This is a genomic window from Trinickia violacea, from assembly GCF_005280735.1.
Taxonomy (GTDB): Bacteria; Pseudomonadota; Gammaproteobacteria; order Burkholderiales; family Burkholderiaceae; genus Trinickia_A; species Trinickia_A violacea.
The window spans coordinates 4440297-4456542 of sequence record NZ_CP040077.1 but is presented as its reverse complement, the minus strand read 5'-3'; the positions used below and the strand labels follow the sequence as shown (position 1 = coordinate 4456542).

General features: G+C 62.7%; 10 protein-coding genes. 4 read left to right on the top strand and 6 right to left on the bottom strand.

Annotation, left to right across the window (positions count from 1 at the left end):
* Window positions 1-24: 24 nt before the first annotated feature.
* From FAZ95_RS20430 to FAZ95_RS20420, 3 genes are all read right to left on the bottom strand, one after another.
* Window positions 25-1365: a DUF2957 domain-containing protein gene (locus tag FAZ95_RS20430; protein WP_137334094.1), complete on the bottom strand. Its 1341-nt coding sequence runs from the start codon at window positions 1363-1365 to the stop codon at window positions 25-27.
* 492 nt (window positions 1366-1857) lie between these two features.
* The gene (argC, locus tag FAZ95_RS20425) at window positions 1858-2805 is read right to left on the bottom strand and encodes an N-acetyl-gamma-glutamyl-phosphate reductase (RefSeq protein ID WP_137334093.1); all 948 of its coding nucleotides are present in this window, start codon (window positions 2803-2805) and stop codon (window positions 1858-1860) included.
* Window positions 2806-3075: 270 nt separating this feature from the next.
* On the bottom strand, window positions 3076-3678 hold the full coding sequence (locus FAZ95_RS20420) for a YbhB/YbcL family Raf kinase inhibitor-like protein (RefSeq protein WP_137334092.1): 603 nt from the start codon (window positions 3676-3678) through the stop codon (window positions 3076-3078).
* Between the two features lie 274 nt (window positions 3679-3952).
* Here FAZ95_RS20420 and FAZ95_RS20415 point away from each other — a divergent pair, with 274 nt between their 5' ends.
* Window positions 3953-4642, top strand: a complete 690-nt coding sequence (locus FAZ95_RS20415) for a response regulator (protein ID WP_137334091.1) — start codon at window positions 3953-3955, stop codon at window positions 4640-4642.
* A gap of 141 nt (window positions 4643-4783) precedes the next feature.
* Here the strand turns inward: FAZ95_RS20415 and FAZ95_RS20410 are convergent, their stop codons facing one another.
* The gene (locus tag FAZ95_RS20410) at window positions 4784-5470 is read right to left on the bottom strand and encodes an orotate phosphoribosyltransferase (RefSeq protein WP_137334090.1); all 687 of its coding nucleotides are present in this window, start codon (window positions 5468-5470) and stop codon (window positions 4784-4786) included.
* Between the two features lie 501 nt (window positions 5471-5971).
* Here FAZ95_RS20410 and FAZ95_RS20405 point away from each other — a divergent pair.
* Both FAZ95_RS20405 and FAZ95_RS20400 read left to right on the top strand, forming a co-directional pair.
* Window positions 5972-8242 (top strand): NADP-dependent malic enzyme, encoded by a 2271-nt coding sequence (locus FAZ95_RS20405; protein WP_137334089.1) that lies wholly within the window; start codon window positions 5972-5974, stop codon window positions 8240-8242.
* Window positions 8243-8672: 430 nt separating this feature from the next.
* Window positions 8673-10697, top strand: a complete 2025-nt coding sequence (locus FAZ95_RS20400; RefSeq protein WP_137334088.1) for a YadA family autotransporter adhesin — start codon at window positions 8673-8675, stop codon at window positions 10695-10697.
* Between the two features lie 126 nt (window positions 10698-10823).
* On the opposite strand, the gene FAZ95_RS20395 is transcribed toward FAZ95_RS20400, so the two are convergent.
* Window positions 10824-14423 (bottom strand): indolepyruvate ferredoxin oxidoreductase family protein, encoded by a 3600-nt coding sequence (locus tag FAZ95_RS20395; RefSeq protein ID WP_137334087.1) that lies wholly within the window; start codon window positions 14421-14423, stop codon window positions 10824-10826.
* Between the two features lie 384 nt (window positions 14424-14807).
* Here FAZ95_RS20395 and FAZ95_RS20390 point away from each other — a divergent pair, with 384 nt between their 5' ends.
* Window positions 14808-14990: a hypothetical protein gene (locus FAZ95_RS20390; protein ID WP_137334086.1), complete on the top strand. Its 183-nt coding sequence runs from the start codon at window positions 14808-14810 to the stop codon at window positions 14988-14990.
* A 129-nt stretch (window positions 14991-15119) separates the two neighbouring features.
* Here the strand turns inward: FAZ95_RS20390 and hppD are convergent, their stop codons facing one another.
* Window positions 15120-16217, bottom strand: a complete 1098-nt coding sequence (hppD, locus tag FAZ95_RS20385) for a 4-hydroxyphenylpyruvate dioxygenase (protein WP_137334085.1) — start codon at window positions 16215-16217, stop codon at window positions 15120-15122.
* Between the last annotated feature and the right edge of the window lie 29 nt (window positions 16218-16246).

Here is a 16246-nt window from a genome sequence, read left to right as displayed (position 1 = left end):
TTGATGTGCTGCGGTGACGCGCAGCTACTTGCTCACGAGCGCGCCGATGCCGAAGTACGGCACCGAGCTCGTCGTCTGCCCGACGATCCCCGACGACGCCGTGATCCCGCCGTTCTCCTCGCCCTGGATCAAAATCGCGTAGAGCCCACCCGACGCGATCGCAAAGCCCGCATTGCCTTGCTGATCCGTCACGCCGACGAGGCCCGGGCTCGACAACCCGTACTGCAAGGCGAAGCCCGATTCCTGCGCGCTCGTCGACGGATTGACGAAGCTGCCCAAGCCGCCTTGGATCAGCGTCGCCGTGTACTTGAAGTTCGAGTCCGCGCCCGCGTAGGCGCCGTCGAAACCGCCTGAGGCAAGCGACTGGGCGGCGGTGAGCAGCGCGATGCCCGATTCGTCGTCGACGGCCAGCTGGCCGGGATTGGCATTCCCGGTGCGCACGACCACCGGCACGATGGCGCCGTTCAACTGGCCGATCACCATGTGCGCTTGAGCGCTTTGTCCGATCTGGGCGCCGTTGACGATCTTCGGCGGGGCGCTGCTCGCGAAGTAGGAACCCGACGTGCTCGCAGTCCATGCGCCACCCGTCGTCTTGCAGCCGGAGGTCGATGAGCAGTTGCCGCTCGCATCGAAGGTTTCGACGGCGTTGACGCCGGCTTGGGCCCACGAGTCCGAAGGCTGGATGTGATAGAGCAGCGCGTTATAGGTGCCCCGCAGGTCGGCAAGGCGGGTGTCGACCTGCGCGAAGCCGATGAACGGATAAAAGTCGAACTTGCGGTCCGGCACGGCGAACAATCCCAGGACGCCCGGGTATTGCACCTCGGCGCCTGGAATGCCGCCGCCTGCGACGCCATTGCCGATGAGGATCATCGGCGGGTTCGCGGAGTTGAAGGTCGACGTGGTCGAGTACGTCCCGCCAGTAGCCGCCGCGGTGCCGGCGCCGGGTTCGAGGATGAACGCACAGCGCGTCTGTTCGGCGGTCGGCAGCGTGCCTGCGGGCGGATGCATGACCGAGCCGGTGATCGTCGTGCCGGCGCGAGTCGGCGTGACGTTGCCGGCCGCGAGGGGAATCGGCGATTCGTACCACTTCAGCGTGTAGGTCATCGCGACGGCGTCGATGTGGATGCTCGCGATCTCGCCGCTGCCCGCGCCGCCCAGGTAGGTGCTATTGACGATGTCCGCCGTGGCGGGACACAACGACGCCGTGGTGCCCTGGGCAGGCGGGCCCTGCACGCCGCAGCTCGAGCCCGAACATTGCGGAGCGTTGATGGCGGTTGGTGCGCTTGCGGTGCCGCCGCCGCACGCGACGAAAAGCGGTGCAGCGGCAATGGCCAAAGCCACGCCTTTTGAAATGGCATGTGACATGCCCGTCTCCCTGAATGTAATTGTGCGACGTAATTTCGCCGTGCGATTTATTAATGTCAATTGATTAAACCGTCTAAAAAATGCAATTCAAACGCTGGATTTTTTACGTCGCTAAGGCGGCTGGGGCGGGGCGTGGGGACTCAAACAGACGGGGCCGTTTCAAGCATCGGTGCGGAACCGTTGCTGATCGGCCAAGCCTTGTCGCGCAAGACTTTTGGAAAAACGGACGAGCATATTAGAACGCCCGTTCGTCGCTGAATCGGGACAATCCCTAGGCGGAAATTTATGCTTGAAATTGGCTTCGGCGAACGAGGGATGAATTGCCGATTTGTATCAAATTGTTATTTTAAAATGTATCTAATTGTTATCGGATTGAATTCGTATGATCTATCGATTTGATTATTTTTAACTTAACCCGGGATTAAAGCTGGTCGAAATAAAAAGCCGGCTCGATGAGCCGGCTTTGCATGGGGAGCGGCAGCGCGCTTCGCGTCAGCGCTTCAAGCCGGCGTCTTCCGCCGCGCCGATGCTCAAGTTCATGCACTGGATCGCGGCGCCCGATGCGCCTTTGCCGAGGTTGTCGAGCCGCGCGACGGTCACGAAGCGCTCTTGATTGCCGAACACGAACAGGTCGACGCGGTTGGTGTCGTTGTTCGCCTGGACGTCGAGGAAGCCGGCGTCGAGGTTCTCTTCGGCATCGAATGGCGCGACGCGCACGAATGCTTCGCCCGCATAGTATTCGGCGAAGAGCGCTTGCACGTCCTGCGGGCTCACGCGCTTCGCGAGATCCTTCGGCGAGAAGTAGGTCGTGACCGAGAGGCCCTTGTAGAAGTTGCCCACGATCGGCGTGAACACCGGCGCGTTCTTGAGGCCGGTATGCGCGGCCATCTCCGGCAGGTGCTTGTGCGTGAGCGCGAGCGCATACGGACGCGGGCTATCGAGCTTGGCGTTCCCGCCTGCTTCGTAGTCCGCAATCATTTTCTTGCCGCCGCCGCTGTAGCCGGTGATCGAATAGCTGTGCGCGGCGAAGTCCGGCGAGACCACGCCGGCTTCGACGAGCGGCCGCATCGCGAGTACGAAGGCCGATGCGTGGCAGCCCGGCACGGCGATGCGCTTGGCGGTGCGCAGGCGCTCGCGCTGCGCGCGGGCGAGTTCCGGCAGGCCATAGGCCCAGTCGGCGGCGGTGCGAAACGCGGTGCTCGCGTCGATGAGCACGGTCTTGTCGTTCTCGACGAGCGAGGCTGATTCGCGCGAAGCGACATCCGGCAGGCACAGGAACGTCACGTCCGAAGCGTTGATGAGACGGCGGCGCTCGTCGATGTCCTTGCGCTTCGCTTCCTCGATGCGCAGAATTTCCACGTCGTCACGCTGCGACAGGTACTCGAAAATCTTCAGGCCGGTGGTCCCTTCCTGTCCGTCGACAAAAACCTTGGTGCTCATCTCGAATCTCGCTTGACTGACTGAGTTCAACTGGTGGACGCGCATCGGCTGCACGCGGTCCGCGAATCCGTGATTTTAAGACCGGATGGCGGCGCGTGTGCGCATGCAGGGGCAAAAAACACGTTGCGCCGCGCAAATGACGCAGATGTGACACAAATGCCGGCAGTTCAGCGGCCGTTGCTCGTCGTTCGACACCGAATCGCAACCGTATCGCGCACGTTGATTGAGCGCCGCGGCGGCACTCAATCAACGTGCGGCCGGACCAATCCGTCAGCGTCCATAGGTGACGACAAGCCGTGCCGAACCCAGTGTCGCCGTGCCGATCTCATGATCGAACATCAGCGCGGGGCGGCCCGTCGCGAGCCGCAGATCGGTCGTATCGAGCGCGTAGACGGTGATGACGTAGCGGTGTGGCTTGCCGGGCGGCGGGCAGGGGCCGCCGTAGCCATCGGCGTCGAAATCGTTGCGCGCTTCGACGGCGCCGAGTTTTTTCAGGTAGCCCGACGCGCTGGCGTTGGCCGGCAACTGGTGAACGCCGGGCGGAATGCCGGCCACCGCCCAGTGCCACCAGCCGGGACCCGGGGAGTCGGGATCGAACATCGTCACTGCGAAACTGCGGGTGCCGGCCGGCGCGTCGCGCCATGACAACTGAGGCGACCGGTTGCCGCCCTTGCAGTCGCCCTCATCGAAGACTTGCGCGTCCGGCATGGTGCCGCCTGACCGAAGGTCGGCACTGGTCACGGCAAAGGCACCTTCCGCGAGCGCGCGAGGGCCATTGGCGATTATGATGGCGGCGCTCAGGGACATCAGCGCCAAATACGGCAGGCGAGGGTAAGGCGAAGCGACCGAAACGACCAGACAATGCTTGCGCATGAGTCGATTCTCCTCTCAGGGGCGAGGCTTCGTGGCTTCTTTGAACGATTAGTGTCCCAAAAATGTGCCCGGACATGAAACCAAGTCTAACATTAGGGATGCGCAGCGGTTATTGCAATTGCCGCAACGAAATGCTGAGGGTTCGGCGTTTCAGTCATTTCGGGGCGCTGTTACGGATGCGGGCAGCCCGGCTAGGCCGGGCGGCGTCACAAACAAATAAATAACGGTTTGCATGAACGAATTATCGGAAAGCGAAATATCCGGGCGAAAGCCGATGCAACACCGCATGAAAGTCGTCGTGGCTGACGACCATCCGGTGATTTTGCTCGGGGCCGAGCAGGCGCTGATGAAATTCCCGGATGTCGAGGTGGTGGCGCGGGCAGGTCAATCGACCGAGCTCATCAAGGTGCTGCAGACGGTGCCGGCCGACGTGCTGGTGACGGATCTCGCCATGCCGGGCGGCCAGTATGGCGATGGCTTGCCGCTCATCAGCTACATCCTGCGGCACTTCAGCGGCCTGCGGATCGTCGTGCTGACGATGCTCGAGAATGCGGCGCTGCTCAAGCGGCTTGGCGAGATCGGCGTGATCGCGGTCGTCAACAAGTCGGACGACCTCGCCCATATCGGTCTCGCGGTTCGCCATGTGATGCGCGACCTGCCGTACGCGAGCCCGTCAGTGCGGGCGTCGCTCGCTACGCTGCGCATGAATGCCGGCGGCAAGACCGATGAAGTGATCCTCTCGCGCCGCGAACTCGAAGTGGTGAGACTTTTCGTATCCGGTATGACGGTTAAGGAAATTTCGACGCAGCTGAACCGCAGCATCAAGACGATCAGTACGCAGAAGAATATGGCGATGCGCAAGCTCGGCTTGGAGCGCGATTCGGAACTCCTCCAGTACGCGCAAGGCAACGGGCTGATGAATTTGTCGTCCGGTGGGCGGGAAAGGCAAACGGCGCCGGAATAAACCATCGCGCGTGAAGCTGGTCCGCACGCGCGGAAAAACGCAAAGCAAGAAAAAACCGCCTGTCGCGATGACAGGCGGTTTTTTTATGGTCGCCGCGCGGCGGCGGCTAAGCACTGCAGCAGGCGAAGGCCGGAGTCTGTCTTACTGAGGTGCCGCCGTGGCGCCGCCGTGCGCCGCGGACCATTCGGCCGGCGCGTGCAGGAACTTCTCGACTTCGTCGAGCGTCTTCGTGTCGAAGTAGCCCGACGCCTTCGCGACGCGCAGCACGTCCCACCACGTGGCGAGCGCGTGCAGGTCGACGTCGATGTCCTTCAGTACCGAGACGCTTTCCTTGAAGATGTTGTAGTGGAACAGCACGAAGCAGTGGTTCACCTTCGCGCCCGCCGTGCGCAGCGCGTTGATGAAGTTGATCTTGCTGCGGCTGTCCGTGGTCAGGTCTTCCACGAGCAGCACGCGCGAACCTTCTTCCAAGTTGCCTTCGATCTGGGCGTTGCGGCCGAAACCCTTCGGCTTCTTGCGCACGTATTGCATCGGCACCATCAGGCGATCGGCGATCCACGCGGCAAACGGGATGCCGGCGGTTTCGCCGCCCGCGACGGCGTCGATCTGCTCGTAGCCGACGTCGCGCAGAATCGTCGTTTCCGCCATCTCCATGAGGCCGCGGCGCACGCGCGGATACGAAATCAGCTTGCGGCAATCGATGTAGACCGGGCTCGCCCAGCCGGACGTGAAGATGTACGGCTTTTCGGCGTTGAAGTGCACCGCTTGCACTTCGAGCAGCATTTTGGCGGTCGTGTCGGAGATCGTTTGGCGATCGATGCCTGTCATGGGGCGAATCCTTGGGTGTGAGCAAGAGAGGCGGGCATGTGGCCCGAATGGCGCTGATCAATGCGCCTCGTGCCGACGAAAGGGACAAGGCGTGGGCCGCGCTGGTGTGGCTAGCGGCCGGATTGCTGCGCGCGTAGGCCGACATTTTACCCGAATTGAGATGCCTTGCGCCGCCCGGTTGCCGGTATTCGGGCTGGCCGATGCTGCGGGTTCGAGCAAGAAGCTGCGCGGTATCCGCAGCGAATATGCGGCGCCGCAGCATCGCGAACGCCGGCCCGGTGCGGCTCTGGGCCGCCCGCCGTGCCGCACGTTTTTGCGATTAGGGGGTGTACACTAACTCCCCCGAAAATCGTACTGCGCTGTCTTGCCATCCGCCAAGGTTCGAAAGCGCGCCCAACCGGCGCGAAAAAGCGAGCCGTCGCCGACCCTCCAACCGGAACTCGCCAACGCGGCTCGTCGCGCAGTGCTGGGCCCCATTCATAACGTCTCGCAGGCTAAAACATGGACGAACAACTGAAGCAAAGCGCTCTCGCCTATCACCAGAATCCGAAACCCGGCAAGATTTCGGTGACCCCCACCAAGCCGCTGTCGAACCAGCTCGATCTGTCGCTGGCGTATTCGCCCGGGGTGGCCGCGGCATGCGAGGCGATTCACGCCGATCCGCTCGATGCGCAGAAGTACACGTCGCGCGGCAACCTGGTCGGCGTGATCACGAACGGCACCGCGGTGCTCGGCCTCGGCAACATCGGCCCGCTCGCAGCGAAGCCGGTGATGGAAGGCAAGGGGTGCCTCTTCAAGAAGTTCGCGGGCATCGATGTCTTCGATATCGAATTGTCCGAATCCGATCCCGACAAGCTCGTCGAGGCGATCGCGATGCTCGAGCCCACGCTCGGCGGCATCAACCTCGAAGACATCAAGGCGCCCGAGTGCTTCTACATCGAGAAGAAGCTGCGCGAGCGCATGAAGATTCCGGTCTTCCACGACGATCAGCACGGTACGGCGATCATCGCGTCGGCGGCGATCCTGAACGGCCTGAAAGTGGTCGGCAAGGATCTGGCGAGCGTGAAGCTGGTGTGCTCGGGCGCGGGCGCGGCGGCGATCGCGTGCTTGGACCTGCTCGTGAACCTGGGCCTCACGAAGAAGAACATTCTCGTCACCGATTCGAAGGGCGTGATCTACGAAGGCCGCGGCGGCCTCGATCCGTCGAAGGAGCGCTACGCGGTGAACACCGACGCGCGCACGCTCGCCGACGCCATCAAATCGGCCGACGTGTTCCTCGGCTGCTCGAGTGCCGGCGTGCTGAAGCCCGAGATGGTCAAGGAAATGGCCGACAAGCCGCTGATCCTCGCGCTTGCGAACCCCGAACCGGAAATTCGCCCGGAAGAAGCGAAGAAGGTGCGCCCGGACGCGATCATCGCGACGGGCCGTTCGGACTATCCGAACCAAGTCAACAACGTGCTGTGCTTCCCGTTCATCTTCCGCGGCGCGCTCGACGTCGGCGCGACGACGATCACCGAAGAGATGAAGCTCGCCTGTGTGCGCGCGATCGCCGAACTCGCGGAAGAAACCGATCAGGGCGACGAAGTCGCGAAGGCGTATGAAGGCCACACGCTCGAATTCGGCCCCGAGTACCTGATTCCGAAGCCGTTCGATCCGCGCCTCATCATCAAGATTGCGCCGGCCGTGGCGCAGGCCGCGATGGATTCGGGCGTCGCCACGCGTCCGATTCAGGACATGGACGCGTACCGCGAGCAGCTCGGCGCGACGGTCTACCGTACCGGCATGGTGATGCGTCCGGTGTTCGCGTCGGCGAAGCAGAAGGCGGCGCGCATCGTGTTCGCGGAAGGCGAGGACGAGCGCGTGCTGCGCGCGGCGCAATTCGTGCTGACCGAGAAGATCGCGAAGCCGATCATCGTCGGCCGTCCGGCGGTCGTCGAGATGCGCCTGAAGAAGATGGGCTCGAAGCTCAAGTGCGGCGAAGATTTCGAGATCGTGAATCCGGAAGACGATCCGCGCTATCAGAAGTGCTGGCAGGCGTACCAGGAGCTGGGTGCGCGCGAAGGCGTGACGCCTGAAGTCGCGAAGGCCGCGATGCGCAAGTTCAATACGCTGATCGGCGCGATCCTGGTGAAGCTGGGCGATGCGGACGGCATGATCTGCGGCCTGATCGATACCTACCACAGCCATCTGAAGTTCATCGATCAGGTGCTCGGCCGCGCGTCGAACGCCGAGCACTTCGCGGCGATGAACCTCTTGATGTTGCCGGGCCGCAACCTGTTCATCTGCGACACCTACGTCAACGAGACGCCGAGCGCCGAGCAGCTCGCCGACATGGCGATCCTGGCCGCGAGCGAAGTCGAGAAGTTCGGGATGGTGCCGAAGATCGCGCTGCTGTCGAACTCGAACTTCGGCAGCGCGCCGTCGGCGTCGTCGCGGCGGATGGCCGACGCGCGCGAGCTGATCGCGGCGCGCGCGCCGCAGCTCGAGGTGGACGGCGAAATGCACGGCGACGCAGCGCTGTCGGAGGTGGTACGCAAGCAGGCGTTCCCGGGCACGACGCTGCACGGCGAAGCGAACCTGCTGATCATGCCGAACGTCGAGGCGGCGAATATCACCTACAACCTGCTGAAGATGATCGGCGGCGAAGGCGTGACGGTGGGGCCGATCCTGCTCGGCGCGGCTAAGCCGGTGCACATTCTTACGCCGGCGGCGACGGTGCGTCGCATCATCAATATGACGGCTGTCGCGGCGGCGAATGTGCATGCCGGTTGATGAGTCGATGCTGATGTAAATCGACGCGCCGCTGTGCGGCGGCAGCGTCTGATTGCTGGAAATAGAACGCCACGAAATGAGAATTTCGTGGCGTTTTTCTTTGTGAATCCGATTGCATTTCCAGATGAGACGGCGCTGATGTAATTAGGTCTATATGTGTTGAATGGCTGCCTTAAATAGTATGAAAAGCTGCTTCATGTCTTTTCATATCCCTTGATTCGCTTTTAACAGTGTTTTAGGACTTGTCCGATTCACGGTTTGGCCGGGCATCTGTAAATTAGTCTCAAAGCACGGCAGACAGTTAGCTCGGCGACGCTCGTCCCATTTCCCCGCTGTTCCTCCAGCTAAGCACCGAATCGACATATTGAGATCGGTTGGAAGTGTCGTGCCTTCTCATTTCAACCCCTCCGAATATTGCAAAGAAACGACCATGAACAAGGCATATCGCCTGATTCTTAACAAGGCGTCGGGCACGTGGACCGCGGTTTCAGAAATCGCCAATGGGCAGAGCAAGGGCCGTAGTGTGACGCGTGAAGGTGTTGTTGCGCTTGGGCTTATTTTGGGTTTGGGCGGCGTATTGGCCCCCGACGAGTCCCGAGCGGATACATGTACGGCTAGCGCTTCGAACAACTACTTTTGCAATAGTGGGTCGAGCGGGGTCGCCATCGGGGATGGCGCGACAGTGACAAACGTCTTGAGTCAAGGCAGCCCGCTCGCTATTGGCAGAAGCGCAAGTGCCACCAATGACGGTGCGCAGGCGATTGGCGCCAATTCGTCGGCATCGGGCCATAACTCGACCGCTATCGGCTATCTAGCAACTGCTAATGCTGAAAGCGCGAACGCAATCGGTACGGGCGCTCAAGCGACTCAAGCTGACAGCGTCGCGCTGGGCAGCGGTTCAACGACCACTCGCGGGAGCATCACCAGCGTAGCCGATCCGCTTTCGTATTCCAACGCCAGGGTCAGCACGTCTGTCGGCGAAATTTCCGTCGGCTCTTCGAACGCGCAGCGCCAAATCACCAACGTCGCCGCCGGTACGCAGTCGACTGATGCCGCCAACGTAGGGCAAGTTTCGGCTGTGAAGACGGTCGTCGATAAGAACACCGGTGATATCAAAGACCTCAGCACTAAGATCGACAACGGCTCGGTGGGCTTGGTGCAACAAGACGCGGGTACGATGAACCTGACGGTAGGCAAGGGCGCGGGCGGCACGGAGGTGAGCTTCGCCGCGGGTCAGGACGCGGATGGTAAAGCGATCACGCGCAAGCTCACGAACGTGAGCGACGGCACGAACGTCAATGACGCGGTGAACTACGGTCAGCTTTCGTCTGTGAAATCCGTCGTAGACCAGAACACCACCAACATCAGTGACCTGTCACAGCAGATAAAGCAGATCTCGTCGGGCGAGGTCGGCCTGGTACAGCAAGACGACGCCACCAAAGCGATCACCGTGGCGGCCTTGACTGGCGGCACGACGGTGAGCTTCCTGGGTACCGCCGGCACCCGCACCCTCACGGGCGTGGCGGCGGGCAGCGTCAGCGAGACGAGCACGGATGCTGTCAACGGCTCCCAGCTGTACGCGCTTAGCCAGCAGGTTACGCAGAACACCAATGCCATCAGTATCATCAACGGCGGCGATGGTGGCGGTGGTTTGACGAAGAACAGCGTCCAGTACGACTCCGATGCCCACGACAGCGTGACGATGGGCAATGGCACCGACGCGGTGAGCCTGAAGAACGTGAAGAGCGGCGACGTTTCCCAGAACAGCACCGACGCCGTCAACGGCGGTCAGCTTTGGGAGACCCATCAGTTGCTCCAGGACCTGGATCAGAAGGTGACCAATACTCAGACGACGGGTATCTCGAACGTCTCGATCAACGCGGCGAACCCGACTGTTGCGTCGGCGAGCGGCAGCGGATCGGTTGCGATTGGCGGCGGTTCGGTGGCGAGCGGCGCCAACTCGACAGCGCTGGGCGAAAACGCGACGGCGACGGGGACTACCTCGGTCGCGCTGGGCGCAAACGCGACAGCAACGGGGACCAACTCGGTCGCGCTGGGTCAGGGTTCGGTGGCCAGCGAAGACAAGACGGTCTCGGTCGGTTCGCAAGGCAATGAGCGCCGCATCACGAATGTCGACAAAGGCCAGGCGCCGACCGACGCTGCGAACATGGGCCAACTGAACGCGCTGCGCAGCGACATGAACAACAGCATCAACCAGGTCGCGAAAGCTGCATACGGCGGTATCGCCGCGGCGATGGCCATGCCGAACATGACGCCGAGCGGTCCCGGCAAGACGGTGGTCGCGGCAGGCGCTGCCAACTACAAGGGGTACAACGCGATTGCGGCAGGCGCGACGTACCGTTCGCGCAGTGGCAATCTGCTGGTGAACGGCGCGCTATCGATGACGCAATCCGGCGAAGCCGGGGTTCGCGCTCAGGTTGGCTACGAGTTCTAAGAAGCGCCGAAGCGACTGAAAAAGGCGGCTGTCCGTGAGGGCAGCCGCCTTTTTCGTTGCCAAGCGGTTATCGAATGGGTTGCCTACCTACCCATCCAACCGATCCATCGCGCCGCAGAGGGTCGCTTATGCCGCGTGCCGGGCCTCCCCGCCGCCCGGTGTGCGCCAGCGCGCGAGCAAATCGTTCCACTTCACGCGAACCGCACGCAAGTTGTTCTCCTTGACGTGGCCGTAACCGCGAATCCCGTCCGGCAGGCTTGCGAGCTCGATCGCGAGCGCGAGCTTGCCGGCCTTCAATCCACCGATCAACTCGCGCACGAGCGCCTCGTATTCGCCGATCAGCGCACGCTCGGTTTTGCGCTCCTCGGTCCTGCCGAAAATGTCGAACGCGGTGCCGCGCAGGAACTTCATCTTCGCGAGGATGCGGAACGCGGACATCATCCACGGGCCGTATTGCTTCTTGAGCAGGTGCCCTTGCGCGTCCTTCTTCGCGAAGGCCGGCGGCGCGAGATAGAAGTTGAGCTTCCAGTCTCCCTCGAATTGCGTCTTCAGCTTTTCGATGAACGCCGGGTCCGACTGCAATCGCGCGACTTCGTACTCGTCCTTGTACGCCATCAGCTTGTACAAGTTGCGCGCGACGGCTTCCGTGAGCGGTTCGTGCATGGCGTCGCTGTCGAGCGCGTGCTCGGCCGCGCGCATTTGCTCGACGAGCGTCGCGTAGCGCGTCGCGTAGGCCGCGTTTTGATAGGCGGTCAGCTGCTCGATGCGTTTCGCGATCAGCGAATCGACGGCCTTCTTCGTATGCAACGCGATCACCGTCGCGCTCGTCGCATCGCTTGCGGCGACACCCGTGCTGGCCGGCGACGCGGCGCGCCTTACGCTCGCCAGATCATGCGCGGCACGGCGGCCCCACTCGAACGCCGCGAGGTTTTTCTCGACCTGCACGGCGTTCAGCTCGATCGCGCGCGTGAGCGACTCGTGCGTGAGCGGCAGCCAGCCGCGCTGCCACGCGTAGCCGAGCACGAACGGGTTCGTGTAGATCGCGTCGCCGAGCAGTGCGACAGCGAAATGGTTCGCGTCGACGAGATCGACGTCGTCGCCCGCTGCCGCGCGCACGTCGGCTTCGGTGGAGAGGCGCGGGAACGCCCAATTCGGGTTCTTGATGAATTCGGCCGTCGGCGTCTTCGCGCTGTTGATGACCACGCGCGTCTGGCCATGCTTCATGCGCGACGTGCATTCGTCGGTCGCGGTGACGATCGCGTCGCAGCCGATCACGAGATTCGCTTCGCCCATCGCGATGCGGGTCGCGTGGATGTCGGCCGGCGCGTTCGCGATCTGCACGTGGCTCATCACGGCGCCGCCCTTTTGCGCGAGGCCGGTCACGTCGAGCACGGTGACGCCCTTTTGCTCGAGGTGCGCCGCCATGCCGAGCAGCGCGCCGATCGTCACGACGCCGGTGCCGCCGACGCCCGTCACGAGCACGCCATACGGCCGGCCGATCGCGGGCAGGTCTGGCTCGGGAATCTCGGGCAATTCACCGACGTCGCCGCCGACCGCCTTCGGCTTCTTCAAGTGTCCGCCTTCCACCGTCACGAAGCTCGGGCAGAAGCCTTTCAGGCACGAGAAGTCCTTATTGCACGAAGACTGGTTGATCTGCCGCTTCGTGCCGAACTCGGTTTCGAGCGGCTCGACCGACAGGCAATTCGACTGCACTGAGCAATCGCCGCAGCCTTCGCACACCGCCTCGTTGATGACGACGCGGCGCGCCGGGTCAGGGAATTCGCCTTTCTTGCGGCGGCGGCGCTTTTCGGTCGCGCAGGTCTGGTCGTAGACCAGGATGGTCGTGCCGGCGATCTCGCGCAGCTCGCGCTGCACCGTGTCGAGTTCGTCGCGGTGATGAATGTTCACGCCCGGCGCAAGCAGCGTCGTGTCTTGGTACTTCTGCGGCTCGTCGGTGACGATCACGATCTTCGTTGCGCCTTCGGCCGCGAGCTGATTCGTGATTTGCGGCACGGTCAGCACGCCGTCGACCGGCTGGCCGCCCGTCATCGCGACCGCGTCGTTATAGAGGATCTTGTAGGTGATGTTCGCCTTCGACGCGATCGACGCGCGAATCGCAAGCAGCCCGGAGTGGAAGTACGTACCGTCGCCTAGGTTCGCGAACACGTGCTTTTCGGTCGTGAACGGCGCCTGGCCGGTCCACGCGACGCCTTCGCCGCCCATCTGGCTGAACGTGCTCGTATTGCGGTCCATCCAGACGGTCATGTAGTGGCAGCCGATGCCGGCCATCGCGCGCGAGCCTTCCGGCACGTTCGTCGACGTGTTGTGCGGGCAACCCGAGCAGAACCACGGCTTGCGTTCGGCTTCGATGACGCGCGGCTTGGCGAGTGCCTTCTCCTTCGCTTCGATCACGGCGATGCGTGCTGCGATGCGCGCGCGCACGTCGGACGGCAGGTCGAACTTGTCGAGGCGCGTCGCGATGGCCTTCGCGATGATCGCCGGCGACAGTTCATAGTGCGCGGGCAACAGCCAGTTGCCCATCGGCACCGACCATTCGCCGCCTGCACCGTCCTTCTCGTCGAACTTGCCGAACACGCGCGGACGCTGACCGTCCGGCCAGTTGTACAGCTCTTCCTTGATCGCGTATTCGAGAATCTGGCGCTTTTCCTCGACCACCAGAATCTCGTCGAGACCGCGCGCGAACGCATGCGCGCCCTGCGCTTCGAGCGGCCACACGCAGCCGACCTTGTAGAGACGAATGCCGATGCGCGAACACGTTTCGTCATCGAGACCGAGGTCCGTGAGCGCCTGGCGCACGTCGAGATACGCCTTGCCGCCGGTGATGATGCCGAAGCGCGCATGGGGTGAATCGATCTCGATGCGGTCGAGCTGGTTCGCGCGCACATAAGCGAGCGCGGCGTACCACTTGTAGTCGAGCAGACGCGCTTCCTGCACGAGCGGCGGATCGGGCCAGCGAATGTTCAGGCCGCCGTCGGGCATCGTGAAATCGGTGGGCAGCACGATCTGCGTGCGTTGCGGATCGATATCGACCGAGGCGGACGATTCGACCACGTCGGTCACGCACTTCATCGCGACCCAGAGGCCCGAGTAGCGGCTCATCGCCCAGCCGTGCAGACCGAAGTCGAGATATTCCTGCACGTTCGACGGGAACAGCACCGGCACGCCGGATGCCTTGAAGACGTGCTCGGACTGGTGCGCGAGCGTGGAGGACTTGGCGGCGTGGTCGTCGCCGGCGAGCACGAGGACGCCGCCGTGCCGCGACGTGCCGGCCGAGTTGGCGTGCTTGATGACGTCGATGCTGCGATCGACGCCGGGGCCCTTGCCGTACCACATCGAGAACACCCCGTCGTACTTCGCCCCGGGGTAGAGGTTGACTTGCTGCGAGCCCCAGACCGCGGTCGCGGCGAGGTCTTCGTTGATGCCGGGTTGGAACACCACTTGGTGGCCAGCGAGGTGCTTCTTCGCTTTCCACAATGAAAGATCGAGCCCGCCGAGCGGAGATCCGCGGTAGCCGGAAATGAAGCCAGCCGTATTGAGCCCGGCGGCCTTGTCGCGTTCCTGTTGCAGCATCGGCAGGCGGACCAGCGCCTGGATGCCGCTCATGTACGCGCGGCCGCGTTCGAGCGTGTATTTGTCGTCGAGCGTGACGGAAGACAACGCGGCTTCGAGCGAGGCTCGCTGACCAGCGTCTAGCGGGGCATTCATTATGTGTACTCCTCCAACCCAGTCTGGGATCGCCAAAACTTCTGGGCCTGGGGCGTCTTGTGAACGCTCCGGCCGCGGCCGCCATGTTGACGGTTTTTGGGAAATCCTAGCACTGGTGGAAACCCGCCGCAGAACGCCGATCAAGCCTTATCTGACGCGGCTAGCCAGGGTTTGTGACATGCCGATTACGCCAGCCGGCGCGGGATGCAACGGAATTAGGCGTTCTGTAACGTCCTGTAAAACCTCGTGCACGGGCGGAACCGGTCATAGAACCTCTGTCTAATTCCCCACTTGCTTGATCTGCGCATAGGCGCAGCGCCGCGAGGCTCAGTGAAGTGCGTCGCGGCCGAAAGGCAGTTTTGCAGTGTAGAAAAAGGAGTCTCTATGAACACTCGAAATATCCAGACCTTCCTCATGGTCTCCGCCGCGTTCTTCGCGATGAGCGCGCCGGTTCGGGCGACGAGCGGCAACACGCTCGCGGCAGCGGTCGCGCATTCGGCGCAGACCGCCGAGGCTGCAGCGGACACGAACCAGGTCCAATTGACGATCGAAGACACGCGCTTCTGACGCGCGAGCCACGCGTAAAAGCAAAAGGGCGAAGATCGCGAGATCTTCGCCCTTTCTACTTACGGTCCTTGTGTTTTCAAACAGCGCGTCGCCGCAGTCCGCGTGCGACGCGCTCAAAGCCCCCGCTGATCAGCTCTTGTCCTGCACGACGCCGCGCCGGATCTGATCGAGCTCGATCGACTCGAACAGCGCCTTGAAGTTGCCTTCGCCGAAGCCCTGATTGCCCTTGCGCTGGATGATCTCGAAGAAGATCGGGCCGATCTGGTTCTCGGTGAAGATCTGCAGCAGCAGGTCTTCCTTTGCGCCGTCGATCAGGATCTTGCGCTTCTTCAGCTCGTCGATCGGTTCGCCGTGATCGGGCACGCGGCGGTCGACGAGCTCGTAATACGTGTCGATCGTGTCGAGCAGCTTGATGTTCGACGCGCGCAGGCCATCGACGGTGCGATAGATGTCGTTCGAGCCGAGCGCGATGTGCTGGATGCCTTCGCCGTGATAGGCGTCGAGGTATTCCTGAATCTGGCCGGCCGTCTCCGAGCCTTCTTCGTTGATCGGGATGCGGATCTTGCCGCACGGCGACGTCATCGCCTTCGACTTCACGCCCGTCACCTTGCCTTCGATGTCGAAGTAGCGGATCTCGCGGAAATTGAAGAGCCGCTCGTAGAACGAGGCCCATTCCTGCATACGGCCGCGATGGACGTTGTGCGTCAGGTGGTCGATATAGGTGAGGCCGTGGCCGGCCGGGTTCTGGTCCGCGCCGGGGATCGGCTCGAAGTCGACGTCATAGATGTCGATGTCGCCGATGCTGCCCGGTTGCGCGCCGTTCTTGCCGCGCCAGCGGTCGACGAAGTAGATCAGCGAATCGCCGATGCCCTTGATCGCGGGGATGTTCAGCTCCATCGGGCCGGTCTTGTTGTCGAAGCCCCAGGCGCCGAGTTCGAGCGCGTGCTTGTACGCCTTCGCGGCGTCCTGCACGCGAAACGCAATCGCGCAGATCGACGGGCCGTGCAGGCGGGTGAAACGTTGCGCGAACGAATCCGGCTCGCCGTTGACGATGAAGTTGATGCCGCCCTGGCGGTACAGCGTCACGTCCTTGTGGCGATGCCGCGCGATCGCGGTGAAGCCCATTTGCTCGAACAATTTGCCGAGCGCCTTCGGGTCCGGCGCGGTGTATTCGATGAATTCGAAACCGTCGGTGCCGACGGGGTTGTCCCAGGTTTGGACTTGCATCTGCGTCTCCTAACTAGCCCGGCGCGAGC